Genomic DNA, 26,698 nt, shown 5'->3' with positions numbered 1-26,698 from the left:
TCCACTTTCATGAAATAATGTACGCGTGTACATTGATTGAATTTGCTTGAGAATCAGGAGGATGCTTGCTTTGGTTAGTAGAAAAGAAGTTGCGTCACTTGCGGGCGTATCCGAAGCCACAGTATCCAGAGTGCTTAATAAGGTTGGGCCTATCAGGGAAGAAACTCGGCTTCGAGTAGAGGATGCGGCAAAGCAGCTTGGTTATGTGCCAAGTGCGCTGGCGCAGCAGTTTGCTAGAAGCCGCAGCGGCAATTTGGGCGTTATCTTGCCATTTGTACCTAAAGTTCATTTGTTTTCCACGTATTATTTTGCAGAAATTTTGAGCGGCATTGGCGAGGCGGCTAAGCAATATGGGTATGATGTGCTGTTAATCTTTCGAGAGCCTAGCGGCTCGCGTGATTATGCCAGGCTGTTTCTGGCGCAGAAGATCGATGCCTGCATTGTGCTCGGCGCTCAAAATGTGCCGGAAGAGAAGAAAGCGCTTGCGGAGCTGCAGGAGAAGGGTTATCCGTTCTGCCTCGTTAACCAGCGATTCGCGGAGGAAGGATATTTGTCCGTCGATGCGGATCATCATGCGGGGAGCTACGAGGCCGTCAAGCATTTGATCGACGGCGGGAGCCGAAGGATTGCTTTTCTCAATGGGCCAGATGTGTTTTCAAGCAGTATGGACCGAATGACCGGCTACAAGCAGGCGCTTGCACATGCGGGACTTGCTTACGATCCGTCATTGACGCTGCTGGGCAATTACAGCCGCAAGAGTGGGGTTGAAGCTGCGGAAGCTGTCGCAGCGCTCATCCGCAGCGGCCAGGCGGATGCGGTTTTTGCCGCTAATGACCGGATGGCTATTGGCCTGATGGATGGCTTGCGCGCGTATGGAATCGAGGCTGGGATTGATGTGAAGCTCGTCGGCTATGATGATTCGGAAGGCTCGGTTATTGTGAGCCCGAAGCTGACGACGGTAGCGGTACCTTTTTACGAAATGGGAAGAAGGGCAGCTCAGCGGCTGCTCGCTCCAGAGAAGGAATTGCTGGAGCAGACGGAGGAAGGGCTGCTGCCTGTGCATTTGATTAAGCGGGAAACATCTTCATAAATCGGGAGGCGGAGATTGATATGGGGAAAGTACGTGTGGGAATGGTCGGCTATAAGTTTATGGGAAAAGCGCATAGCAATGCTTATCGGGCTTTGCCGATGTTTTTTCCGAAGACGCCAGCGCTGCCAGAGATGAAAGCGATTTGCGGGCGCAACGCCGAGGCGCTGGAGCAAGCTAGAAGCCAGTTCGGCTGGGAAAGCGCCGAGACGGATTGGCGCAAGCTGATTGAACGCAGCGACATCGATGTGATTGATATTAATGCGCCAAGCGATGCGCATAAGGAAATTGCGCTGGCGGCTGCCGCAGCTGGCAAGCATCTGTTCTGCGAAAAGCCGCTGGCACTCAATGTAGCGGATGCGAAGGAAATGCTCGATGCGGCAGAAGAGGCTGGCATCAAGCATATGGTTGGCTTTAACTATCGGTTTGCACCAGCGGTGCAGCTGGCGAAGAAGCTCGTCAGCGATGGCCGATTGGGCGAAATCTACCATTTCCGTGCGGTATTTCTTCAGGATTGGATCATTGATCCTTCATTCCCGCTCGTCTGGCGCTTGCAGAAGGAAGTCGCCGGCTCAGGCTCGCATGGCGACCTTGGCGCTCATCTGATCGACTTGGCGCGCTTCCTTGTTGGCGAGTTTGACGAGGTAATCGGCATGAGCGAAACGTTCATCAAGGAGCGCCCGCTGCCATCGGAAATGACGGGGCTTAGCGCCAAAGGGGATGCTTCTGGTGCTCGCGGCAAAGTAACGGTGGATGATGCGACGCTGTTTATGACTCGTTTTGAAAATGGTGCGCTCGGCAGCTTCGAAGCGACGCGCTTCGCGGCAGGTCACCGCTCTACCAATGCTTTCGAAATTAACGGCAGCAAGGGCAGTGTCAAATTCGATTTCGAGCGTCTGAATGAGCTGGAGGTTTATTTTACCGACGATGCTGATGACGTTCAGGGCTTCCGCCGCGTGCTGGCGACCGATCCGGCTCATGCTTATATGGATGCCTGGTGGCCGGCGGGACATACGATTGGCTATGAGCATACGTTCACGCATGAAATGCAGGAGCTGATGCTGGCGATTCACGAGGATCGTCAACCGGTGCCGAATTTCCACGATGGCCTTCGGTGCCAAGAGGTGCTAGAGGCAGTTGAGCAGTCCATTACAGAGCGCCGTTGGGTGAAGCTGGCGGAGTATAAATAGAGGAGATGCGATAAGACGATGAGCAAACCGAAGGCATTAATCGTATGGGGCGGCTGGGACGGACATCAGCCTAAAGAGGTAGCAGCTATTTTTGAAGCAGTGCTTGCAGGAGAAGGCTTTGAGGTTGAGGTTTCGGATACGCTGGAGGCTTTTGAGGATGGCGAGAAGCTGAAGGCGCTGGACCTGATCGTTCCGGTATGGACGATGGGAAAGATTACGGGCGATCAGCTGAAAAATGTGTCCGAAGCGGTTCAAAACGGCGTCGGCCTTGCCGGCTGCCACGGCGGCATGTGCGACTCCTTCCGCGAAAGCGTAGAATGGCAGTTCATGACGGGCGGCCAGTGGGTATCGCATCCCGGCAATGACGGCGTGGAATATGTGGTCAATGTGACCAACACGTCCAGCCTGCTGACCGATGGCATTGAGGATTTTACAGTAAGCAGCGAGCAGTATTATATGCATGTGGACCCAGCGGTTGAAGTGCTGGCGACGACGCGCTTCCCCGTTGCAGACGGTCCTCATGCGCTGAATAAAGCGGTTGATATGCCGGTCGCTTGGACGAAGCGCTGGGGCGTAGGCCGCGTCTACTATAATTCGCTTGGGCACCAGGCTAATATTGTAGACATTCCAGTTGTTAAAGAAATGATGAGACGCGGGTTTAACTGGTGTGCGGAAGGCAAAGCAGCTGCGGCAGGCAGAGACGGAGGCAAACATGAGTAAAGTCAAGGTTGGGATCATCGGGACAGGAAATATTAGCCGTATTTATTTGGAAAATGGTTCAAAATTCAGCTCCATGGAAATTGTCGCTTGTGCGGATCTCGATGTAGAACGCGCCAAGGAGAAAGGCGCGGAGTATGGCATTCGCGGCTGCTCGGTCGCTGAGCTGCTTGCGGACCCGGAAGTGCAGCTGGTCATTAATCTAACGATTCCAGCCGCGCATGCCCCAGTGTGCTTGCAGGCGCTGGAAGCTGGCAAGCATGTGTATGTGGAGAAGCCGCTCGCGGTTACGCGCGAGGAGGGCAAGCAAGTGCTGGAGCTGGCGGCGGCGAAAGGGCTGCTCGTAGGCAGCGCGCCCGATACGTTCCTTGGCGGCGGACTCCAGACGTGCATTAAAATTATTGAAGACGGCTGGATTGGCACGCCCATCGGCGCTACCGCTTTTATGATGTCCGGCGGACATGAGAGCTGGCATCCGGCTCCCGAGTTTTATTACCAGCAAGGCGGCGGCCCCATGTTCGATATGGGACCTTATTATTTGACGGCGCTAATTGCGATGCTAGGACCGATTGCCCGTGTAACGGGCTCGACTCGCATTACCTTCCCGGAGAGAACGATTACGAGCGCGCCGAAGCATGGGCAAAAAATTGAAGTTGAAGTGCCGACGCATGTGGCCGGCATTATGGAATTTGCCGCTGGGCCAATCGCGACGCTGCTGACTAGCTTTGATGTGAAGGGCGGCTCCACGCTGCCATTCATTGAGGTGTACGGCAGCCAAGGCACGCTTCAAGTTACGAACCCGAACAATTTCGGCGGGGAAATCAAGCTGCGCCGCGGCGGGGCTTCGGAATGGTCGACGATTCCACTTGCTTACGGCCATTCGGAAAATGGCAGAGGCATTGGCGCAGCCGACATGGCGCAAGCCATTCTGACGGGCCGCAAGCACCGGGCAAACGGCGAGCTTGCTTACCATGTGCTGGAAGCGATGCATGGCTTCCATGATGCGGCGGAGCAAGGCAAGCATTATGTGATGCAAAGCAGCTGCGAGAAGCCAATGGTATTTCCGCTCGGTTTGGCGGAATATACTCTGGACAAATAGGCTGGCAATAGACAGTTGAAGCAGGCTCGTTAATTCGCGTAAATCGCGGGTTGGCGGGCTTTTTCTTATAGATGCAGGTCGTTGGATTAGCAAGGGGGAGGTGCTATCCGGTGTTAACGCGCTATTTTTCACAAAAGGCTCTCGTTTGTCTTGCATCGTCCGCTTCCAGTTTCAGGCTCATTTGAGGTATGATAGAGCTATTGGATTTAGCAATTGGTGCATTAGATGGAGGAGGAGAGTGAAACGTGTATAACCCCTATGAGCTTAGAAAATCAAGCTTGATCGCCGAGCTTTCGGCTGCTGGAATCGAGGCTGCGCTCGTTACGTCGCCGGGCAGTATTTTTTATTTGACGGGCTTTCATAGCGACCCGCATGAGCGTTTTATGGGACTGCTCATTAACCCGAAGGAGTCGACGTATACGCTGTTTGTCCCGGCTTTGGATCAGGAGAGTGCGAGCGAGGCGGCGATGGTATCGAAGCTGGTCGCGATATCGGATACGGACAATGCCTACGAGCTGCTGGGCAAAGAGGCGGATAATAGTGCGGCTGCAATCGGCATAGAAAAGCGGCACTTGAATGTGGCAACCTATGAACAGCTGGCAGGAGTTTTTCCTAAGGCCGCATTCCGGGATGTGGAGCCGCTGCTGATGCGGTTGCGCCTTCGCAAGTCGCCGGAGGAAATCGAGCTTGTGCGCGCCGCAGTCGTAATTGCGGAGAAGGTGCTGCAGGAAGCGGCAGCCAAGGCGGCTGTTGGCGTATCGGAGCTTGAGCTGAACGCCGAGATAGAATATCGGCTTCGGGTGCTGGGCGGCGATAAGCCTGCATTTGAGACGAGTGTGCTGGGCGGCGCTCGCTCCGCATTGCCGCATGGCCGGTCGGGCGAATATCGGCTGAAGGAAAATGATTTTCTGCTCATTGATATGGGCGTGTACAAGGGCGGTTATTGCTCGGACATTACGCGCACCTTTGTGATCGGTGAAGGTACAGCCGAGCAGGCGCGTATTTATGATGCGGTGCTGGCGGCGAACCGTCAAGGGATTGCGGCAGCAGAAGCTGGCAGGACACTTGCCGCAGTCGATCGCGCTGCCCGCGAAGCCATTACCTCACGAGGCTATGGCGAATATTTCACCCACCGCGTGGGGCATGGCTTCGGCATTGATATTCATGAGCTGCCTTCCGTTCACGGGAGCAATGAATCGCTGATTGAAACGGGGCTGCTGTTCACCGTAGAGCCGGGCGTTTATGTGCCGGGGGTTGGCGGCGTCCGCATCGAAGACGATATTTATATCGTTGATGATGGCAAGCCGCAGGTGCTGACGAGCTTTCCGAAGGAGCTTCAGCATTTGTAATCTGCGATACAGCCGGAGTATGAACCGATTTATACGAACCTCCTGCCATGTTGAATGGCAGGAGGTTTTTTGTTATTTTTCACCTGGTGATTGATCTTGCAATTGATCTTGCATATGGACGGGACAACCCCTTTGTTATTGAACGCAAAAATGGTATGTTAAGCTTTAATAAAGCTTGTCTGACAGCTTAGTAGCTTCTACATAATCACTTTATATTTTTGGCAAAATTATAAAGGGGAGCGTGCAAGATGAAGACAGAGATGCGGCAATCGGTTGTGATGGTTAAAGGGAAGCTCGTGCTGCCGGATGCAGTAGCGGAAGGGGCAGTTATCGTTAGGGACGGCATCATAGAGGAAGTGCTGCTTGGCGCAGAGCAGGTACAGAGCTGGCTAGCGCAGCAAGGCGACTTTGCTGAAAATGTTGGTGAGCATGAACATGATGGACGAGGTGTAGGAAATAGCGGCTACGCAGCGCTTGAAATCATTGAAGAGGATAGCTGTTATGTGCTGCCCGGACTCATTGATATACACTGTGATGCGATTGAAAAAGAGGTGCAGCCCAGACCAAATACGCTGTTCCCGCTAAGCATGTCCCTGCTGGAATTTGAACGCAAGCTTCCGCTGCATGGCATAACGACGATGTACCATTCGTTATCGCTTGGCGTTGGGCTTAGTCTGAGGGGCGAGCATTTGCTGACGCAGATGGTGGAGCTCATTCGCAGCTACCGCGAGCGGCGCTCTGTCGTGCGCAATCTAATTCATTTGAGATACGAGATTTCGTATTTGCCGGGTTTGCCTATCGTGAAGCGCTATGTGGATGAAGGTGCCATTGATTATTTGTCCTTCATGGATCATTCGCCGGGCCAAGGGCAGTACAGGCAGCCAGGCTCGTTCGAACGTTATGTGATGAAAAATCAATCGGTCAGCATCGATGAAGTAAATGCCATCGTAGCAGAGCTGATGGAAAATAGGCGCCAAATTGATTGGGCCGGATTAGAGGAGCTTGGGAAGCTGGCCGTGCAGCGGGGCATATCGGTCGCTTCGCATGATGATGATTCAAGCGAGCGAGTCGATCAATTGAAGGGCTGTGGCATCAGTATTTCAGAATTTCCGATTACGCTGGAAACGGCTCTATATGCGGTGCAGCAGGGCTTGCATGTATGTGTAGGGGCGCCTAATATTGTGCGCGGCGGCTCGCATGATAAAAACCTATCGGCGGCTGAGGCGATTGGGGTGGGTGCGGCAGACATCATTTGCTCAGATTATCATCCGTCGGCGCTGCTGCATGCGATTTTTAAGCTGGCGGATGAAGGAATAGCCGCTTTGCCCGCAGCAGTTCGCACAGCTACGCTCGCTCCAGCTGAAGCGCTGGGTATAGCAAGTGAAGTTGGCTCGCTGGAACGGGGCAAAGCGGCAGACCTTGTTATTGTTGATCGTTATGAAGGCCATCCATGGGTCAAACGGACAATCGTTGGCGGCAAAACGGTGTATACCGCGTTGACCCGTTAAAGCATTTTAATTCGTGGCGGGCTGGGCGAATCGTGCTAGCTGCGTATGCAGCGCTGTTACCAGACGGGCTTGTTCCTGCTCGTCGATTTGCTTCCAAATCATTTCGAACAAAACGCCGAGTCCGGGAAGCGCACGCTCGTCATTGCCAATCGAGCTTTCGATCACTTCGGTTAATTCATTGAGCGGCTTATCGTGTACCCGCCTTATAATGGCTTGACGCAAATCCAGATTATCCAACCGGATTCCCTCCAAGTCGTCGTTATTACGCGCAACCGCAGTCGTCCTGCGCATGGTAAGCGAGGTCCCTTAAAACCTGCAAATTGGCGTGCTTGATTAATATGTCCGCAGCTGCACTTTTTCATTCTGCACGGGTGCGTGTGTTATAATGGTCGATAGCAGATTTTCGTACATAAAGGAAGGGAGAGTTGCGTTTTGCCGAAAAAACAATACGCCGTCATTGGCATAGGCCGCTTCGGTCTTAGCGTCGCATCATCGCTCACCGAAATGGGCTTTGAGGTGCTGGCGATTGATACGAGCGAGGATCGCGTACAGGACGCGGTCAATCATGTGACGCATGCCGTCATTGCCGACTCCACCGACGAGGAAGCGATGCGGGCGCTGGGCCTTCGCAATTTTGATGTCGTGGTCGTGGCGATCGGGCAGGATATTCAGTCGAGTATTTTGACAACCCTCATCTTGAAGGATATGGGTGTTGGCGTCATTATCGTCAAGGCGCAAAATGAGCTGCACGGCAAAGTGCTTAGCAAAATCGGCGCAGACAAGGTTGTATATCCAGAGCGGGATATGGGGCTGCGCGTGGCGCATCATTTGATCTCGCCTAACATTTTGGATTACATTGAAATTTCCGAGGATTACAGCATCATTGAAATTAAAGCGCCTGAAGCGATGATTGGCAAAAGCTTAAAGCAGCTCGACATTCGCGCCAAGTTCAAATGCAACGTTATGGCGATCAAGACGGGTTCAAATATGAACATTGCGCCATATGCGGATGATCTCATTCGCGATATCGATATTTTAGTTATTGTAGGGAAAAATTCAGACTTATCCAATTTAGAAATTGCCTATTCGGAAGGTTGACTAATAAATATGAACAATCATAGCCTTTTAACCTCGATTCAAAATGACCGTGTCAAGCAGTGGGCTTCCCTGCTGGACAAAAAATACCGCGACCGCCTCGGCAAGTTCATCATTGAAGGCGTTCATTTGGTGCAGGAAGCTTTCGCCGCTGGAGCGGCAATCGAAGCAGTCATGTACGATGCGGAGCGCGGCTTGCCGGAGGAGCTGCGGAAGATGGCGGAGCAGGGTGGCCGCGGAAGCGGATATGCGGGCAGTGCTGCGGAGAGTGCGGGAATAGGTGCCAGCGTCGAATGGATTCAGGCGGCGCGGCCGGTTATGGCAAAATGCTCGGGGACGGATACGCCGCCGCCGGTTTTTGCTGTCGTGCGCAAGCTGGAAGCAGCGGATGATGCTTTATTTTCAGCTAACGGATTGGTCGTTGTACTGGATGGGGTAAGGGACCCTGGCAATGTCGGGACGATTATTCGCAGCGCGGATGCGGTGGGAGCCAATGGCGTCGTGCTGGGCAAAGGCTGCGCTGATCTGTACAATCCGAAAACGGTGCGCTCCACGATGGGCTCGCTATTTCATTTGCCGATTATAGAGGCGGACTTGACGGAGCTGCTGCCTGCGGCGCAGGATCGCGGCTTTGCGCTGGTTGGGACGAGCCTCGAAGCGTCGCATACTTGCTATTCGTATGATTGGACTGCACCGACTTGGCTGCTGCTCGGCAATGAGTCGGAAGGGCTGTCTGCAAGCTCGCTTGAGGCAGCCGATGAGACGGTCATTATTCCGATGCACGGACGGGCGGAATCGCTGAATGTGGCGATGGCGGCAACCGTGCTGCTGCATGAGGCGATGAGGCAGAGACGGTATGCTTAAGTTTCTAGGTCATTTGTGAGTTATAACATATTTTGAGACTAATTATATGATAGTTTGAGACTTCTTATAACATCATAGTGAGACAACTTTGTGGCAGAAAAGTCCTTGATACGTAAGGGTTTTCTGCCATTTTGTTAGTGAATGATTTTGTGGATTTTGAAAATAATTGATAATAAATATCCTTTTTAGACCCTATGATTTTTTTTACTATAGATTGAGACAATCCGGGTGCTTATTTAGTTTTTGCACGATTGTTTAGGGGAACAGTAAAGAAAGGGTGAGCTTGTTATGATCGGAGAAAAAATTAGAGCTTATCGTAAATTACTTAATCAAAGCCAAGTTGAGTTTTCAGCAGCCCTCGGAATCTCACAGGGTAATTTAAGTGAGATAGAAAAAGGCATCAGTAAACCATCTGCCGATACTTTAATTGCTATCAGAACCAAATATGATTTTGACTTGAACTGGTTGTTAGTTGAAGGAACTTCACAGTCGTATGAACGACAGGAGATGAACAACATATTTTCACTTACTGCACAGGAAGGAAGTCTTTTATCTATGTATAGAAAGCTCAATATAATTGATCAAAGAAGTATATTAGATTTCATCGATTTTAAACTAATGAAGAGCAGAGAGGTGAATGATCTTAATAAATATAACAAATTGCAATTTTAATCTGCCTTGTAGACTCGGTTTTAAGACAGCTGTTAACTTCTTCAGAGGAAAATATAAGCACTACTGTTCATAAATTAATTTTTATCAATCGTCAACAACACAGTCAAGTATTCCATTAGAGGATATACTAGGAAAAAATTATTTTTCTTATATTTAAAGCATAATGAAGTTAATATAGTCTTAAGAGCAGGTTTAAATATTGCCTAACTATGCTGAACGAGGGAGTTCACTATCAAATAAATAAATTAGACATTCCAGACTTTGGGTAATGAATTCGACTATAAAGGGCTTAAAATTGTGTTTGCCGATGGAGCTGACCGTATAAACAGGAGTACCTGGGCACTTATTTCCGATACCTAGCCCGCAGATGGAAAGCCATTTAGGACCAACTCTGTCATATATTCTTCCTGCGACTGGTGACAGGATTCCCATGACAATCCCGCCGTGCATCAACATCAATCCAGATTCCAAAGCGGAATACCCCAGCATTTTTTGTGTGTAGATAGGTAGCATGGTCATGCCACCGATAAAAACAATAAAAATAATAGCGACAAGGGTCATAGCCAAAGAAAATACTTTGTATTGGAATATTCTAAACTCGAGTATGGGTCGTTCTAATATTAATTGTAGAATAATAAACCAAACTAGAACGATCAAAGCACCAATTATTGTTAGTATAAATGAGTAACTGCCCCAACCAGCCGTTCCCGCAATGCTAAACCCGTATAGCAAGCCACCGAAGCCAAGTGAAGATAAAATGATAGACAACATATCAAACTTTGGAGAAGTGCTTTCGGTTACATTCCTTAATATGAAATAAGCAGCAATCAAAACGAATAGAACAATCGGTAAAAGGATTTCAAATAGCACGTTCCATTGATAATGGTCAATAATCCAACCGGACAGGGATGGACCAATTGCCGGTGAAAATGCAATAACGAGGCCGAAAATTCCCATAGCCGTTCCCCGTTGTTCTTTTGGAAATATAACAAATAGAAGTGGCATGATAATACCCGCGCCTAAAGCTTAGACAATTCGTCCAGTCAACAAGAACGAGAAATCTGGAGCAGTCGCACAGATTAAAGTACCTAACCCAAAGAGACCCATAGCTGTAAAAAATAATGATCGCGTCGAGAATCTTTGTATTAAAAAAGCTGTTATCGGAATCATAATACCACTTACTAACATGAATGCCGTGGTTAGCCATTGCGCCGTATTCTGTGTAATATGAAAACTTTGCATGAGATGTGGCAGCGCTGTAGTCATTAACGTTTGATTGAGAGTTGCAATAAACGTTCCCAGCATGAGAACTGCCACGATGCCTATTCGATTGATTTGCTGGACAGATCGTTTATTTACCATATATGTCATGCCACCCTTGCTGTATATTATCCTTTACATTATAGACGTACAGTAGTTATGCTCCTTTGCCAGTGAGAGGCTGGTAAAGGAGCGAGTCTAGGGCTTATTAGAACTTACTTGGATTCAATTCGACCGACTGGATTGTTATCTTCTGACAAGGACTTTTTAACTGCCGACCAGCTGTCATGTTCAATATCGAGCGCATGACGAAGATAAGCCCATGTGACCCGCTGGATCAAAGCGACTTGTTCTGGGTTTTCATCCGTTGTTTCCTTAACCTCGTAACCTGAGATTCCGCCAAGTGAGTGTTCTGCACCGAAGAGGGTGAGCAGGCTCTCGGCTCCCGGGCTTAAGAAGTAAGGGTCTGCCATCCATTCCGGGCCGCGGACGGTCAGCTGATACTTTTGCGGGATGTAGTCTTGGTCCCCGATGATCACAAGGGAAGGAGTGGTCATGTGCTCGAAGCTCACGTTCAGGTGCGGCATTTTCTCGGCCGCAAACGGTGTCAGGTTGTCCCCACCTTGCCCAGCGGTGGCGAACAGCACACCCGCTTTGATGCGCGAGTCGGATAGGTCCTCTTCCTTCTTGGTCTTCGGGTTGAGAACTCGCAGACCCAAAAGATTGCCCGCCGTTTGGCCGCCGAAGGAGTGTCCGGCTGTGGCGATGCGGCTTCGGTCAAGGCGACCGCTCAGACCGGGAACAGCAGATTCTAGAAGATCAAGCTGATCGAGAATCAGCTTCATGTCTTCGACTCGGGAACGCCAGATCCCAGGTATGCGGGGATCGTCCTTAGGGAGACCCGCTGTCCTCGAGTCGAGATGGGTGGGTTGTATGACCGCGAAGCCGTGTGCAGCCCAGAAGTCAACCAAGGGGCCGTAACCATCCAACGATGAGCCAGAACCATGTGAGAAAACAATGATAGGTAAGTCTCGACCGGTCGTTGGCGCTGATACTTTTACTAACAAATCCTCGCCACGACCTAGGGATTCTAGCACTATCGACTTCACAGAGGCGATGGTAGAGGGTGCGTTCATATTGATTTTCATAATAAATATTCCTTCCCTTCTCTTCTAATCTTTAATATTTGCGAATCCGCCTTTGTTCTGCTATAGTCGGGCATAAACGGAACTGCGTTCCTATTATATACGGAATATTGTTCCGTTTACAAGAGGTTTATGAAAATTCTCTTCTGATGAAAAATAGTTACTAATTATTGAGTTTCTATTACCCATGATGTTTTTGAATATGCGACAATATTAAAAAAGTGGAGAAAGGCACTTTGTGGGTCTTCATCACTATCAAATTCGAATATATTAATATTTCTTAAACTATTTGAAGTAATGGTCATGACTGTTGCACATCAGAATATTCAGTGCAGTCAATTTAGTGTTATATTATATTTATTGGGATATAGAACTTACTAATGGGGGATATTACTTAAATGAACGATAAAACGGAAGATCGAAGTGATGGATTAGAGCCTCGACAGCAAACAACTCGATACGTGCGTGCCGACGCACAGCGCAACATTAATGCTTTGCTCCAAACAGCAATGACAGTGTTTGCAACTTCAGGGGTAGACGCTCCTGTTCGAGAGATTGCGGAAAAGGCTGGCGTTGGAGTAGGAACTGTTTACCGTCATTTTCCACAACGCTCTGATTTAATTGAAGCTGTTTTTCGTCAGGAGATTGATGCTTGCGCAGATGCTGCGATAGACTTAGCCGATAAATATAAACCTGTTGAGGCACTGGAACGATGGATGTTGCGCTATTTGGAGTTCATAGCGACTAAACGTGGACTCGCGGCAGCTCTACATTCTAACGATCCAGCATACGAAACTTTACCTATCTGTTTTGTAGAGGAATTAAGCCCTGCTCTGAAGATTTTGATTGAAAGAGCAACAACTGCTAATGAAGTACGTACTGAAATTACGCCAGACGAATTGTTGTGGGCGGTTGCGAGCCTTTGTACGTCAGTAAACAACAATGGTGATATAGAGCATGTAAAAAATATTGTTTCTCTTCTCATCGATGGGTTGCGTTTCCGTGCGAACCTTTAACACCTCGACAAGATTTTTGATTGTGTTTGCGATGAATTGATTAGTGAACCTTTACGGCCCCTGACCGGTAAAGGTTTGCTAATGCGCTCTATGAAGGGATACGGGAGTACGGACGAGCATGGGGACAAAGAGTTCGATTAAGAGTTACGCAAGCATAACGAACTTACGACGCTAGATCCTGACCATTTCCGCGTCAGATTGCGAAAATGTTTGATTTTATTGAAAAAGCACTCCACTAAGTGTCGTTCTTTGTACAAATACCAATCCACTTTCCATGGATTTCGACTATTTGATTTAGGCGGAATGATATAGGATGCCTGTCTGGCCGTAATCCAATTCCGAATCGCTTCAGAGCCATACGCTTTGTCGCCAAGAATGTGGCTTCCCGTAATATTAAATTCTTGGAGTAAATCTATCGCTGGAGTGGAATCATAGACTTGACCACCCGTCAGAAGAAAAGCGAGGGGATTTCCTAAGCCATCGACTAAAGTATGAAGTTTGGTTGTCTTTCCACCACGAATGATGCCAATGTGCTGATTTACTTCGTGTCCTTCTGCGTTTTTTTAGCACCGGCACTGTGTTGATGGGCTTTAACTGATGTAGAATCAATGCTCAAGTTTTCAAAATCCGCTTCTACTTGAAGCGCTTGGAAGATAGCAACAAGTAATCGTATCTCTCCATTTACAGAAACGACTATAGACTGTTTTCCATGAACCGTAACGTTCTTCTGGCAAATCACGCCAAGCAGCACCGCTACGAGCGATCCAAAGAATGGCATTAAACATGATGCGATTGCTTAATTTTGACGGACGTCCTGTTTGATAGGGAGGGAACATATCCTTAATTTGTTCCCATTGTTCATCGCTAAGTTCATACCGCCTTTGTATCATGATTAATGCTCCAATCGTTTTTCTCAAATCATAACACAAAGTTCTTTAGTTTTCAGACACGTCCTAGGAACGTAAATTTGTCACAACTTAGTCAGTCCCGATGTGACTTAAAGCCTTGGTACATCGGGATATTTTTATAACCAACATAATATTATTTTCAACGGACAAAAACACAACAAACAAGGAGCAAGATCCACGGTGATCTTGCTCCTTGTTCTACCTCCATGAGGAAAGAAAAAGATTCCTGACCTAGTCACATGACTCATTGTCAGATGATAAGAATATTTTCTAAATAATGTCCGTAAATCACGATCTTTTTTAGTTATACGCTCAAGTTCTTGTCATTTGGCGTTGGCTGGATCGACGACAGCATGCAACCGATTGCCGTATGCTTCACATCGCCTCGTTGAGACACTAATTTGCCTGACCATCCAGACTCCGATTTCCTCTCGTTCGTTCGCCAAAAATACCCCAAGAGACCCTCCAATATCACTTTTAGATATTACGGCATTTTTCAAAACCGACTTTACAAAAACGTCAAAAACTCGTAAGTATTGATACTGCGCGAAATTGGCTGATTTTTTCATTATTCTTTTATTAGCCTTCTTTATAATCAAATGTAGTTGCCATCCAGTTGCAGAAACCTATCCCTATCCCGCTCATCCGACAAATTTCTACTCTTCGTCATCTCACTTCAAGTTATAGTAAAGGAGAAAAACCATGAAAAAATCAGTCTTATGTCTATTAATTGCATTATTTACGTTCGGGACTTCATTCTCGCAGATTCTACCTGTTTATGCAGCTGAGAACGATTTTACTTTTACAATCGGTTCCAATGGCGCAACGGTCACGGACTACAGGGGTACGGATCTGAATGTGGTTATTCCCGCTGAGTACGCGGGTACGACGGTAACCGAAATTGGGAGATCAGCATTTGATACATACGGTACAGGCAAACCTAAAATTACGAGCGTCGTGATTCCGAACAACGTGAAGGTAATTCAAACGTATGGATTCCGTTATACTGGCCTCACTTCCATAGACCTTCCAGACAGTTTGTTAACGATCGGCGCCAGCGCATTCGAGAACAATCCGCTTACAACAGTCGTTTTTCCAGATAGTGTGACGACGATCGGCAACTATTCTTTTTATATGAATAATTTGACATCGATTAAATTATCGGAAAATTTGAAGACGATTAATGGCGGGGCTTTCGACACCAATCACATTACGAAACTTGTCATCCCGGCCAGCGTAACGAATGTCGCCAGTAGTTCATTCTATAATAACAACTTAACAAGCATAACTGTGTTAGGCAATGCAACAACTTTTGGGACAGGTGTATTTGCGGGTAATCCGGGCAATCTGAAAATATTCGGAATTGCGAATTCTCCCGTAGCCGTTTATGCGTCGAGCAACGGACATACGTTTGTGGACGGAACGGCGTTATTTCAAGCGGTCTCTAGCGCCAAGTCGTTGTTGAAAAGTTACCTGGTAGGCACCAGCGTAGGACAAGTTTCGACCAATGCCTACAACGACTTATCGGCAGACTATGACGCAGCCATGCTTTTTATCGACGGAATCGGTAATGCCTCCATCGCCTCCGACCTGGCTAACGCCGCAACTCCTCTGGCCTCTTCAATCGCGGCATTCAATGCGCAAATTGTCCAGGCCGGCAATCCCGCGGCGTTGGCAGCGGCGATCGCGGCGGCACAGCAGGCGTTGACGGATCATCCGCAAGGGGAGAACGTGGGGCAGGCGTCAGTGGGGGCGCGCACCGCACTGCAGTCCGCAACCAATGCGGCACAGCAGATTCTCAATAACGCGGGCAATTACACGCAGGATCAACTGGATACTGCTGTTAACCAATTAAATTCAGCGGTTCAAGTCTTTAATGCTGCTGTCATACAAGCGGGTTTTCCAACGGCGCTGGGGGCGGCGATCACGGCGGCGCAGCAGGCGTTGACGGATCATCCGCAAGGGGAGAACGTGGGGCAGGTGTCAGCGGGAACGCGCACCGCACTGCAGTCCGCAACCAATGCGGCGCAGCAGATTCTCGATAACGCAGGCAATTACACGCAGGATCAACTGGATACTGCTATTAACCAGTTAAATTCAGCGGTTCAAGTCTTTAATGCCGCCGTTCTTCAAACGGGCATTCAGACGGCGCTTGGCGTGGCGATCACGGTTGCGCAGCAGGCGTTGACGGATCATCCGCAAGGGGAGAACGTGGGGCAGGCGTCAGCGGGGGCGCGCACCGCACTGCAGACCGCGTCCTATGCGGCGCAGCAGATACTTGATAACGCGGGCAATTACACGCAGGATCAACTGGATACGGCAGTTAACCAGTTAAATTCAGCGGTTCAAGTCTTTAATGCCGCTGTTATACAAGCGGGCATTCCAACGGCGCTGGGGGCGGCGATCACAGCGGCGCAGCAGGCGTTGACGGATCATCCGCAAGGTACGGATGTAGGGCAGACTTCGGCAGGAACTCGCACCGCGCTCGAAACTGCGATGGATGCGGCGCAGCAGATTCTCGATAACGCAGGCAATTACACGCAGGATCAACTGGATACTGCTGTTAACCAATTAAATTCAGCGGTTCAAGTCTTTAATGCTGCTGTTATACAAGCGGGTGTTCCAACGGCGCTGGACGCGGCGATCGCGGCGGCGCAGCAGGCGTTGACGGATCATCCGCAAGGGGAGAACGTGGGGCAGGTGTCAGCGGGAACGCGCACCGCACTGCAGTCCGCAGCCAATGCGGCGCAGCAGATACTTGATAACGGAGGCAATTACACGCAGGATCAACTGGATACGGCAGTTAACCAGTTAAATTCAGCGGTTCAAGTCTTTAATGCCGCCGTTCTTCAAACGGGCATTCCGACGGCGCTGGGCGTGGCGATCACGGTTGCGCAGCAGGCGTTGACGGATCATCCGCAAGGGGAGAACGTGGGGCAGGCGTCAGCGGGGGCGCGCACCGCATTGCAGTCCGCAGCCAATGCGGCGCAGCAGATACTTGATAACGCGGGCAATTACACGCAGGATCAACTGGATACGGCAGTTAACCAGTTAAATTCAGCGGTTCAAAACTTTAATGCCGCCGTTCTTCAAACGGGCATTCCGACGGCGCTTGGCGTGGCGATCACGGCGGCGCAGCAGGCGTTGACGGATCATCCGCAAGGTACGGATGTAGGGCAGACTTCGGCAGGAACTCGCACCGCGCTCGAAACTGCGATGGATGCGGCGCAGCAGATTCTCGATAACGCGGGCAATTACACGCAGGATCAACTGGATACTGCTGTTAACCAGTTAAATTCAGCGGTTCAAGTCTTTAAAACCGCTGTTATACAAGCGGGTGCTCCAACGGCGCTGGGGGCGGCGATCACGGCGGCGCAGCAGGCGTTGACGGATCATCCAGAAGGTACGGATGTAGGGCAGACTACAGCAGGAGACCGCGCTGCCCTGCAGACCGCGATAGATGCAGCGCAGGCTATTGCCGACGATGCGGAAAATCAATCTCAGACTCGTTTGGATGAAGCTATTGTCAGTTTGAACGATGCTATGGCGGTATTTGAAGCCGCTTGGGTGGGGATGGTGCTAACCGCATCGGCCAATGATTTGTACGGAACGAGCGACACGCTTCGCTTTACGGTATTTTACGGATATGAAGTAACCGTGATAGGGACACCGGTCGTTCCGATCATAGTTGGAGACAATTCCGCCACTCAGACGGTATATGCCCCATATATGGGAGTGCGCGGCGAGGCAGTGACAAAACTTACTTTCGAATTCGAAGTTCCTGCTGGGCTCGCGGATGTTGACGGAATTAAAGTTGCTGCATCATTGGAGCTCCCGAACGGTGCAAGCATCGTTCGCACCTCCAGCGGACGCCCGGCTTCGCTAACTTACGTAGCACCGGACGCGAACGGAATACGTATCGTGGCGATACCGCCCGAAGTTGCCCTGACGGTTGCGCCGAACGGATCGGAACGTAAAGCGATCAGTGTGATGGCAAGCGTGTACGGCGGAGCTGCGGGAAATGAGCTGACACAGCTCCGTTGGCTGCCTGGAAGTCTTAGTGGGGTTGATTTTGCCGGCGGAACGAAAGGAACCGATATTTTGGCCATACCTCAATTCACCACTACTGCCAACGGCGACTATACCGTTTATGCCCTAGACGAAGCAGGCAATGAAGTAGTGAAAACCATCACTGTTACTGGGATATCCACCCCGTCTTCGTCGGATAACGGCAATCGACCGGTCACATCGGGGACGACTGTGAAGTTAGATCCGAATGGCGGGATTACAATTCTTGTCGATCTATCCGACATCAAACAAGTCAAGCGTTCGGACGGCACGGTGATCGAGCAAGTCATCCTCCCCGAACGGACGAGGGAGCAAGTGCTGGAACTCCTGAAAGATGCGATGGAACCGTTTGTCAGCATTACAATCGGCAATCGGGAGCAAGCGGTACAGGCACAGTTTCAGGGTGACTGGATCGCGGATATGGTCAAAGCTAATCCTAATACAATTATTGAGGTGAGGTTGAAGGATTCTAGCTACCAATTGCGGTTAAGCGCGATCGATCTGATCGGCTTGTCGGAGCGTCTTGACGCGGAAATATCGAATTTGACCGTAAACATCATACAGGTGCTGGCTGGCGAGCATATTCGACAAGAGATCGATCGGATCGGCGTTTCCCAAGGTTTTTCTGTTTTCGCCGACGTCATTGACTACAAGGTGATGGTCGAAGCAAACGGGCAAATGTTGGAGGTGAGCGACTATGGCGGATCGTACTCGATCCGGACCATTAAGTTGGACCGAGAGATCACAAACCGTAACCTGGTTGCCGTTCAGTATATCCCGGAAAACGGAACCGTCGTTTTTGTTCCGGCAAAGATGGGAACCGGTCCAGACGGCACTAACGAAGCGATTCTGAACGTGCCACATAACAGCTTGTACACAGTCGTAAATGTGCAAGCCCGAACGTTCGCCGATTTAACCGGACACTGGGCGAAAGCGGATGTGGAGCATCTGGCGTCCAAGCTGCTGGTGAACGGTGTGGCAGCCGACCGTTTTGACTCAGAGGGAACCATTACACGAGCGGAATTCTCAGCCTTGCTCGTTCGTGCGCTAGGGCTATCCGTGAAGGAGAGCGAGGGCGGTGATCGTTTTGCGGATGTCCTTGCATCCGCATGGTATGCATCTGCAGTAAATGCGGCGGTGGATAGCGGGCTGATTAGCGGCATCGGTGCCGGCCGTTTTGCGCCTAACGACCCAATTACCCGCGAGCAAATGGCCGTAGTGATTGCTGGCGCCTTAACCTTCACCAGCCATGGAACCGGTAGCGAAGGGCAAGAGGGAGGCCATCTGGATGCTTTCACGGACCGAGACTCCATTTCTTCATGGGCGCAAGCTGCGGTAGTCCGAGCATCGGAAGACGGCATTATGAAAGGGATGGTAGACGGACGCTTTGCCCCAAGGGAGTATGTAACGAGGGCGCAGGCAGCGGTTATACTGAAAAGGTTCCTGCAATATGTGCATTTTATCGATTAAATCAAGCAAAGTAATCAATCCACAATTAATCGAGATACTCAAGAAAATGGTCTAAATGAAATCCACGAAATCTTCGGGCTGTTGTAGTTTCGGAGCAAGTTCTTGTTATTTTGCGATGACCAGAACTTGATCCGTTCCAAACAAGCGGGAGTTTAGTTCCAATTAATAGTATGATAAGTCGAGTGCAGTAGAGATAGCTCAAACTGAAAAGCGCGAGGAGATTATGGTGCAAAGTTTTATCAAGATTGTATGATGCATTCCATAAATAACGGTGGCTTACCAAGTTTTTATATTGCGATTGAATCATGCTCTAAATGAGACTCACCTCAACATCAGCTCAGTTTCATTCGTCAGTACAGATATGATGATTGCCTCTACAAGAAACCCGTACCTTTCGATTTTGAAGTATTTAACGGAGACAATCTGCTCTGTCTTATCGAGTATCACGGTAGGCAGCTTTACGAAAAAGTTCAAAGCATTTGGTAGAACAGCGGGGCATGAGGAGAGAGATAAAGGAGCAATTCTCTACGTTAGATCCTTGGAGTCGCAGAGCCATGCTTATGGCATGTGGGATTTTACCACATGATGAAAAAAACAGTATTTAACACACATAGAGGAAACACATTCACTTTCTTTATCTGAACAGTACGTACTCGATTGGTCTTTAAATAAGACAATTACAAGAGAATTTGCTTCTGACAGCCAACAAAAAAACTTATAATTTAGGAGGTGTAAGCTTTTTTCACCAATATTGTGCCGAAATTAATTACAGAGAATAACGCTTTGTGCCAAAAATGATTAAATTTTGTGTCAAATGAAGGTTACAGAATGCCGTTTAAAGCTAGTAGTTTAGTGCCAAAGTGAGTTACAACTCACAAAAGGGGCATGACCTTCATGGTTATAGCTTAAATCTATATCCAAGTATAATTTATTGGTATCATGCTATATTCTATTCTTATAGGCAGTTTACGATGTAAGGAAGTTATGAAAAGTACTCGATCTAGTGGGGAGTAAATATCAAAATTTTCTGCTGTATCAGAGATAGTTTGCTAAATTTTGGATTAAAGGAGTATTCCAATGACCTTGCAGCAATTAAAATATATTTTGACCATCGTTAGAAGCGGTTCCATAAGCGAAGCGGCAAAGAGGCTGTTTATTTCGCAGCCGAGCTTGTCCAACGCGGTGAAAGAAATTGAGATGGAAGCCGGTATTGAGATTTTCCTTCGATCGTCCAAGGGAATCGTACTATCAAGTGACGGAGCGGAGTTTTTATCCTACGCTAGGCAAGTCGTGGAGCAAGCCGAGCTTCTCGAGCAGCGGTACATGAATCGTAAGCCTTCGAAGAAGCTGTTCTCGATCTCAACACAGCATTACGCCTTCTCTGTGCAGGCTTTCGTCGGACTGCTGAAGGAGCTTAATGTGGACGAGTACGAGTGCACGTTACGCGAAACACGCACTCACGAGATTATCGAAGACGTACGGAATATGAGAAGTGAGCTCGGAATCATCTATATGAGCGACTTCAACCGAAAGGTGATTCAGAAGATATTAAAGGACAACGAGCTGCGATTTCATCCGCTGTTCCAAGCGGAAGCGCACGTATTCATTAGTGAGGAGCATCCACTTGCCTCCAAGGAGCTGCTGGACATCGAAGATTTGGATGACTTCCCGTGTTTGGCCTTTGAGCAAGGCGAATATAATTCCTTTTACTTCGCGGAAGAAATACTCAGCACCCGAACGTACAAGAAGAAAATACTGGTCAGCGACCGCGCCACGCTATTCAACCTGCTGATCGGACTCAATGGCTATACCATTAGCTCGGGCGTACTGAATAAGGATCTTAACGGGGAGCAAATCAAATCCGTAAGGCTTCGTACGGACGAGAGCATACAGGTAGGTTATATCGTGAATCAGAAGGCGAGTTTGAGCCAGCTGGCCGCCGCCTACGTTCTGAAGCTCAAAACGGTCATTACGGATTTCGGCTATCCGATCATTAAACAAGAGGATGAGCTCGCTTGAGCCCATCCTCTTGTATGTTATTACAATGTTGCTCTTACTTCTTTGGCTGCTTGGACAAGGTTCTTCAAGCTGGCCCACGTTTCAGTGACACCGCGAGTTTTAAGTCCGCAGTCCGGGTTAACCCATAGCTTGGAGACCTCTATCTTGTCAAGCATGCGATCGAGTCCTTGTTTAAGCTCTTCGACGCTTGGGATCCGAGGCGAATGGATGTCGTATACGCCTGGGCCGACTTCCGTACGGAAGCCGCACTCTTTGATTGCGTCGATGATGGCCAAGTCTGAGCGCGACGCTTCGAACGTAATGACGTCGGCGTCCATAGCATCGATATCGCGAATGATATCGTTGAACTGGCTGTAGCACATATGAGTATGAATTTGCGTTTCGGCTTTGACGCCGCTATGCACGAGTCTGAAGGCAGGAATCGCCCAGCTCAAGTACTCGCTCTGCCAGTCGGAATGACGTAACGGAAGCTTCTCTCTTAATGCGGCTTCGTCGATCTGGATAATTTCGATGTCGTTGGCTTCGAGATCGAGTACTTCGTCACGAATCGCAAGACCGATCTGAAGAGCGCTTTCCTTCAGGCTGATATCTTCGCGAGGGAACGACCAATTCAGGATCGTTACCGGACCCGTCAGCATGCCTTTGACCAGCTTGTTGGTACGGCTCTTAGCGAACGCCGAGTATTCTACAGTAATCGGCTTGCTGCGGCTAATGTCGCCCCATACAACCGGGGGTTTTACGCAGCGTGTTCCGTAAGACTGCACCCAAGCGTTCTCAGTGAAGATAAAGCCATCCAAGCATTCGCCAAAGTATTCGACCATGTCGTTTCGCTCGTATTCGCCATGAACAATGACATCGATTCCGATTTCTTCCTGCTGCACGATGCATTCTGCGATTCGGTCAAAGTTGAATTGCTTATACTGTTGCTCGGTGATGTTGCCTTTCTTGAAGGCTGCGCGGTTCGCGCGGACGTCAGCCGTCTGAGGGAACGAACCAATCGTCGTCGTAGGTAACGGCGGTAGATTGAATTTCGCTTTCTGAATCGTTTCCCGCTCGGCGAAAGCAGGAAGTCTCGTGAAGTCAGCGTCCGTCAATTCCGCCACTCTCTTTTGTACCGAGTTGTCGTTCGTGAGGCGCGATGCACGGAACAGCTCCTCATTCTCCGTATAAAAAGCGGATGCTTCATGGCTCGCTTGCTCCAGGATCGACTTGAGTTCTGCAAGCTCGCGCAGCTTTTCTTCCGCGAACGCGAAATATTGCTTATTCGCCGCCGTCAGCTTCGTTTCGTGCTTAATCGTGTATGGGACATGAAGCAGCGAGCATGAAGTGCCGAGCACGACTTGGCTTGCATGCTTGCCGATCTCGTGAACGAGGGCAATTGTCTGCTTATATTGGTTTTTCCAGATGTTTTTGCCGTTGATTACGCCGGCGAACAGCACCTTGTCATTTGCGAAGCCATGCTTGCGCACGAGGTCCAAAGACTGCTTGCCCTCGACGAAGTCGATCCCGATCCCGTCAAACGGCAGCGCTTGAAGATCCTGATAGCAGTCGCGAATGTCTCCAAAATACGTTTGCGCGACAACTTTTACGCTACCTTTAGCGGACAGGATACCGTTATAAAGCTCTGTGAACAGCGCGATATCTTCCGCAGTCAAATCCGATACCAGTGCAGGTTCATCCAGTTGAAGCCATGCTGCGCCAAGAGTGTTCAATTGGTTAAGGACAGCCGTATAAGCTTCGATAATCGCAGGCACGAAATCCTTCGCTTTCTTCGAGCCGGTGAATCTCGCGAGCTTGAGCAGGGTGAATGCTCCGATTAGCACAGGCTTGGTTGCGATGTCGAGCTGTTTTGCTTCCGTAAATTCGTCGAACAGCTTCGATCCGGCTAAACGGATGCTGGTCGTGTTATCGATTTCGGGAACCATATAGTGATAGTTCGTGTTGAACCATTTTTTCATTGCCAGCGCTTTAACGTCGCCTTTTTCGCCTTGATAGCCTCTCGCCATTGCGAAATACGTCTCCAGCGGGCTTAGGCCGAGTTCTTGGTATCTTTGCGGAACGATCCCAAGCAAGCAAGCCGTGTCGAGCAGTCCGTCGTAGAAGGAAAAATCGTTGGACGGAATGAAATCGACGCCGTTCTCCTGCTGAAGCTTCCAGTTTGCCGATCTAAGCTGAGCCGCCGTTTGTTGCAGTTCTTCGACGGGAAGTACGCCTTTGAAGTATTTTTCGGATGCGAATTTAAGCTCTCTGAGCGCGCCGACACGTGGATAACCGATAATGGATGTTTTCAATTGTAACAGCTCCTTGAGTAAATGTTGGCTTTAGTATAGAGCGCGGAAGCTGCTATCGGGAAACACAAAAAAACTATGCCTTGGCATAGTTTTTGACTATGGCTAAAACGAAAAGTTTGTTAAATCAATATATTGATTAAAAAGTAAAAAAAGTCCAATAAACAAACTATATCGGCCATAAGGTGTTCGGCGGAGGCGGCGATGTGATCGCGCGGCAGTTGAAAGTCCCGCTCGTGCACAAGATCGACTTGCGCACGAGCGGAAGAATATGAGGCCAAAACAGCATTCCTTAATGGATACTGTTTTTATGAAATATTGAGATGTGCAAGTAAAACTCGAAAAGGAAAGAAGACGACAGATTGAAAAGGTAATCCTATTTGAAAACATCAGGTTAAAACTATTTGACTATGAAACAAGATATGATGATTAAATCTCATTTAATGATGCTAATACAAAGAGATACATGAATAAGCTTGGAAAGACAATCTTCAAAATAAATAATAGAAAGAAAAAATAATTAGAAATAAGATTTTCAATCTGTCTTTTAGAGAGAATAAGTATTGTCTCAGAAATTCATATAAAATTAAGTGGTTAATCTCAACGAACGATATAAACTGTCTCAAGTTTATGATATAAAAACAGCCTTAAACGGGCTGTTTTTGTTTCAAAAGATGTTATAACTCACAATATGCCCGGATAGGATCAAGAACATTGATCTATCAGGGTTTTTCGCGTTTACAATCAAATGATAATTTATAATCGGCAGCTTGGTTATTTGAATAATAAGATCAAATTCCTGTTATTCTTTATTCATCCTGTTTATTTGGTTGCTGTGCCATGATTGTAGATATTGCGTGTTTGTAGACCACACTCTGGACCCCGTTGTATGCACGAATTAAAACAACATAATTATCAAATAATTGAATTTCCCCTTTAAGATGTACGCCATTCTTTGTGATGATCATGCATTCGAGCTCATTTTTCACAAAGTGATCAAGATGCCAATCTTGACTGCATTCAGTATGCACAGACGCTTTATTCATAAATAATTCCTCTCTCTCTTTATATAGAATTCATTACTTTTGAACGTTGATTGTTTTAATATAGCACACTCCTGTCAAGTACCAGCATGAGTAGAGGGTGAAAATCAAGTATTTTATTTTTTTAGAATTTTGTTAAGGATTGAAACATTTTTTTGCCGCTGATGCAGGGCTATGCTTTAAAGAACTAACGGCAAAATTATAGTTCAAAATCGTAAGCTCAATTGATTTAAGTTTCATGATTCATTGGGCTATATACGCAACGATATGTGAATGGAGTCTTTATTTTACCTCGAATCCGTATTTGGATTCGACGGGGATAGTTCGAGCATGAGTTGTAGGGAAATAACGATTTTATTCTTATTTTTGTACAACTAGGACTGAAGTATGTTTTTATCTTTATACTCACTAACAAAAGAAGGTGGAGCAGTATTGGATAAGCCAGTGAAAGGGGTAACTCAGCGTGTTTAACTGACAAATCTCTCTTGCTTCTTTGAGCCAAGGAAGCAATAACCTTAGCTTTGCTGTACAGAACATCTCCAGGATGTTGAAGCTGGGCGGACCATTGGATCAAAATTCAGCAAGTTGACATCATGCTTTCGTCCACTCCATATCATCTCTCATCTCATAATCTATAGTATGTTGAATAAGGAGATGATAGATTATGAGAAAAGTACCTTTGAGAAACAAAAAGGTAGCATTAAAGTCGGGGAAGAAGATCTTAAGCCGTAAAAGTCTCGTTGTAAGTATTAAAAAAGCCGTTCGAATTACGCAGCTTGGCGATGGTTTTGCGCGGTTTACCTTTGCACCAGTGACAATTCCTGCATTTAGTTCTAGAAACTATACGGTTAATGGAAACAGCTACAACATTATTAGTGGTTCTTGGTTTTTAACTGGCACACAACAAGGTTATTTGCTCAATAACTATTCCTCGGGAGAAAGCACATGGTTCTTCACTGCATGGAATCCATCGAACGTAGCCAGATCTGCTTATTACGTTGTTATTGCGAAGCTAAAACCATAATGTTCATTGGCTGTTGAGTATGTTCTATATGACAACCCCCTACCACGCAAATCTACGCGCAGCTCCGCGTTGAGCGTCGGGGAGAATTTTATCGACGATTTTTTTTGTGCCTATTGGCGGCGGGACCCGAGGACAACTTAATAACTAACCTGAACAGTCCCGATGAGCAGCAATATTTAATCGGGACTGTTTTTTATATTGACTACTTTACACGATAGAATGCCGCTGTGTTGTGCAGCTAACGTTCTCTGTTAGCTTAAGTATATGAGTTCACGTCCTTATTCTCTAAACCATGGCATTTAAAGTTATGATTAGGATTTTTCCTAACCTCTTCTTTCTGAAGTTCATACATGGCTATCTTATAGTTTATTTCCTCCAAGCACCTCAAGTCTTCTTCCATTTTCTTCTGCAATTCCAATTTATGCTTCACCAACATTTCTTGTCTTTCCAAGAAAGTAGCATTTCCTGCTCCATAAAGATCCTTATATTCTTTTATCTTAGCAAGAGACATTCCTGTCTCTCTGAGACAACGAATAAAAGAAACCCAATCTAGATGTTGTTCGGAATAAACTCTGCGGCCGTTCTCATTGCGAGATACATTGGGCAGTATTCCTTGCTCTTCATAAAATCTAAGTGTCTTTGCCGTTATATTTAATTTCTCCACTACATATTTCATTGAATACATCATTTATCTGTCCCACCTTTAGCTACAGTTACTGTAACTAGAAAGATATCATAAAGAATTCTGAAAATCCAAAAATCTTGTTTTAATCATATGAAAATTTATTCTTGACTTGCCCTAACGTCAATAGAATACACTGAGTCAGAACTTATGACAGGAGGCGATGGACCAGAAAGGTAGGAAAGCAACTAGAC

The 26,698-nt window shown here is 48.0% G+C and carries 18 protein-coding genes and 2 pseudogenes; 13 read left to right on the top strand and 7 right to left on the bottom strand.

The window, feature by feature from the left end:
• The first annotated feature begins 61 nt into the window (after positions 1-61).
• From AC50X8_RS10130 to AC50X8_RS10105, 6 genes are all read left to right on the top strand, one after another.
• A complete protein-coding gene (locus tag AC50X8_RS10130; RefSeq protein WP_494879610.1) occupies positions 62-1,090 on the top strand; it encodes a LacI family DNA-binding transcriptional regulator in 1,029 nt (342 codons plus the stop codon).
• Positions 1,091-1,110: 20 nt separating this feature from the next.
• Positions 1,111-2,277 (top strand): Gfo/Idh/MocA family protein, encoded by a 1,167-nt coding sequence (locus AC50X8_RS10125; RefSeq protein ID WP_056041004.1) that lies wholly within the window; start codon positions 1,111-1,113, stop codon positions 2,275-2,277.
• A gap of 18 nt (positions 2,278-2,295) precedes the next feature.
• Positions 2,296-2,997, top strand: coding sequence for a ThuA domain-containing protein (locus AC50X8_RS10120; protein WP_494879608.1), 702 nt, complete (start codon positions 2,296-2,298; stop codon positions 2,995-2,997).
• Entirely contained in the window at positions 2,990-4,093 is a 1,104-nt protein-coding gene (locus AC50X8_RS10115; RefSeq protein ID WP_056041008.1) for a Gfo/Idh/MocA family protein, read from the top strand. Before AC50X8_RS10120 ends, AC50X8_RS10115 begins: the two co-directional genes overlap by 8 nt.
• A 245-nt stretch (positions 4,094-4,338) precedes the next feature.
• A complete protein-coding gene (locus AC50X8_RS10110; RefSeq protein ID WP_494879606.1) occupies positions 4,339-5,442 on the top strand; it encodes a M24 family metallopeptidase in 1,104 nt (367 codons plus the stop codon).
• 248 nt (positions 5,443-5,690) lie between these two features.
• Positions 5,691-6,950, top strand: coding sequence for an alpha-D-ribose 1-methylphosphonate 5-triphosphate diphosphatase (locus AC50X8_RS10105; protein WP_494879605.1), 1,260 nt, complete (start codon positions 5,691-5,693; stop codon positions 6,948-6,950).
• A gap of 6 nt (positions 6,951-6,956) precedes the next feature.
• Here the strand turns inward: AC50X8_RS10105 and sspI are convergent, their stop codons facing one another.
• Positions 6,957-7,241: a small acid-soluble spore protein SspI gene (gene sspI / locus AC50X8_RS10100; protein ID WP_081419058.1), complete on the bottom strand. Its 285-nt coding sequence runs from the start codon at positions 7,239-7,241 to the stop codon at positions 6,957-6,959.
• A gap of 141 nt (positions 7,242-7,382) precedes the next feature.
• On the opposite strand from sspI, the gene AC50X8_RS10095 reads away from it, so the two are divergent.
• The 3 genes from AC50X8_RS10095 (at position 7,383) to AC50X8_RS10085 (ending at position 9,581) form a co-directional block, all read left to right on the top strand.
• A complete protein-coding gene (locus AC50X8_RS10095; RefSeq protein WP_056041014.1) occupies positions 7,383-8,048 on the top strand; it encodes a potassium channel family protein in 666 nt (221 codons plus the stop codon).
• Between the two features lie 9 nt (positions 8,049-8,057).
• Complete coding sequence (locus AC50X8_RS10090) at positions 8,058-8,909, top strand: TrmH family RNA methyltransferase (RefSeq protein ID WP_056041016.1); 852 nt, start codon at positions 8,058-8,060, stop codon at positions 8,907-8,909.
• A 288-nt stretch (positions 8,910-9,197) separates the two neighbouring features.
• Positions 9,198-9,581: a helix-turn-helix domain-containing protein gene (locus AC50X8_RS10085; RefSeq protein WP_494879604.1), complete on the top strand. Its 384-nt coding sequence runs from the start codon at positions 9,198-9,200 to the stop codon at positions 9,579-9,581.
• A 207-nt stretch (positions 9,582-9,788) separates the two neighbouring features.
• On the opposite strand, the pseudogene AC50X8_RS10080 reads toward AC50X8_RS10085, so the two are convergent.
• Both AC50X8_RS10080 and AC50X8_RS10075 read right to left on the bottom strand, forming a co-directional pair.
• Positions 9,789-10,886: pseudogene (locus tag AC50X8_RS10080) on the bottom strand (DHA2 family efflux MFS transporter permease subunit).
• Positions 10,887-11,056: 170 nt separating this feature from the next.
• Positions 11,057-11,989 carry an alpha/beta hydrolase family protein gene (locus AC50X8_RS10075; RefSeq protein WP_494863377.1) on the bottom strand — a complete coding sequence of 311 codons (933 nt, stop codon included), beginning with the start codon at positions 11,987-11,989 and terminating at the stop codon, positions 11,057-11,059.
• Between the two features lie 395 nt (positions 11,990-12,384).
• Between AC50X8_RS10075 and AC50X8_RS10070 the strand changes: the two genes are divergently transcribed.
• Positions 12,385-13,002 (top strand): TetR/AcrR family transcriptional regulator, encoded by a 618-nt coding sequence (locus AC50X8_RS10070; RefSeq protein WP_056041024.1) that lies wholly within the window; start codon positions 12,385-12,387, stop codon positions 13,000-13,002.
• A gap of 137 nt (positions 13,003-13,139) precedes the next feature.
• On the opposite strand, the pseudogene AC50X8_RS10065 reads toward AC50X8_RS10070, so the two are convergent.
• Positions 13,140-13,895 (bottom strand): annotated as a pseudogene (locus AC50X8_RS10065) (IS5 family transposase).
• A 717-nt stretch (positions 13,896-14,612) separates the two neighbouring features.
• Between AC50X8_RS10065 and AC50X8_RS10060 the strand changes: the two are divergent.
• Both AC50X8_RS10060 and AC50X8_RS10055 read left to right on the top strand, forming a co-directional pair.
• Positions 14,613-19,448, top strand: a complete 4,836-nt coding sequence (locus AC50X8_RS10060) for a leucine-rich repeat protein (protein ID WP_494879603.1) — start codon at positions 14,613-14,615, stop codon at positions 19,446-19,448.
• A 1,077-nt stretch (positions 19,449-20,525) separates the two neighbouring features.
• Positions 20,526-21,467: a LysR family transcriptional regulator gene (locus tag AC50X8_RS10055; RefSeq protein ID WP_056041035.1), complete on the top strand. Its 942-nt coding sequence runs from the start codon at positions 20,526-20,528 to the stop codon at positions 21,465-21,467.
• Positions 21,468-21,487: 20 nt separating this feature from the next.
• On the opposite strand, the gene metE is transcribed toward AC50X8_RS10055, so the two are convergent.
• Both metE and AC50X8_RS10045 read right to left on the bottom strand, forming a co-directional pair.
• A complete protein-coding gene (gene metE / locus AC50X8_RS10050; RefSeq protein WP_494879600.1) occupies positions 21,488-23,758 on the bottom strand; it encodes a 5-methyltetrahydropteroyltriglutamate--homocysteine S-methyltransferase in 2,271 nt (756 codons plus the stop codon).
• An 806-nt stretch (positions 23,759-24,564) separates the two neighbouring features.
• Positions 24,565-24,801 carry an RNA chaperone Hfq gene (locus tag AC50X8_RS10045; RefSeq protein WP_494863366.1) on the bottom strand — a complete coding sequence of 79 codons (237 nt, stop codon included), beginning with the start codon at positions 24,799-24,801 and terminating at the stop codon, positions 24,565-24,567.
• A gap of 661 nt (positions 24,802-25,462) precedes the next feature.
• Between AC50X8_RS10045 and AC50X8_RS10040 the strand changes: the two genes are divergently transcribed.
• Positions 25,463-25,822: a hypothetical protein gene (locus AC50X8_RS10040; protein ID WP_056041042.1), complete on the top strand. Its 360-nt coding sequence runs from the start codon at positions 25,463-25,465 to the stop codon at positions 25,820-25,822.
• 256 nt (positions 25,823-26,078) lie between these two features.
• On the opposite strand, the gene AC50X8_RS10035 is transcribed toward AC50X8_RS10040, so the two are convergent.
• A complete protein-coding gene (locus AC50X8_RS10035; RefSeq protein ID WP_056041044.1) occupies positions 26,079-26,510 on the bottom strand; it encodes a MerR family transcriptional regulator in 432 nt (143 codons plus the stop codon).
• Positions 26,511-26,698: the final 188 nt, after the last annotated feature.

This window comes from Paenibacillus sp. JT22N15, from assembly GCF_059383755.1.
Note: the sequence above shows the minus strand (reverse complement) of the source record. Positions and strands in the feature narration are given on the sequence as shown.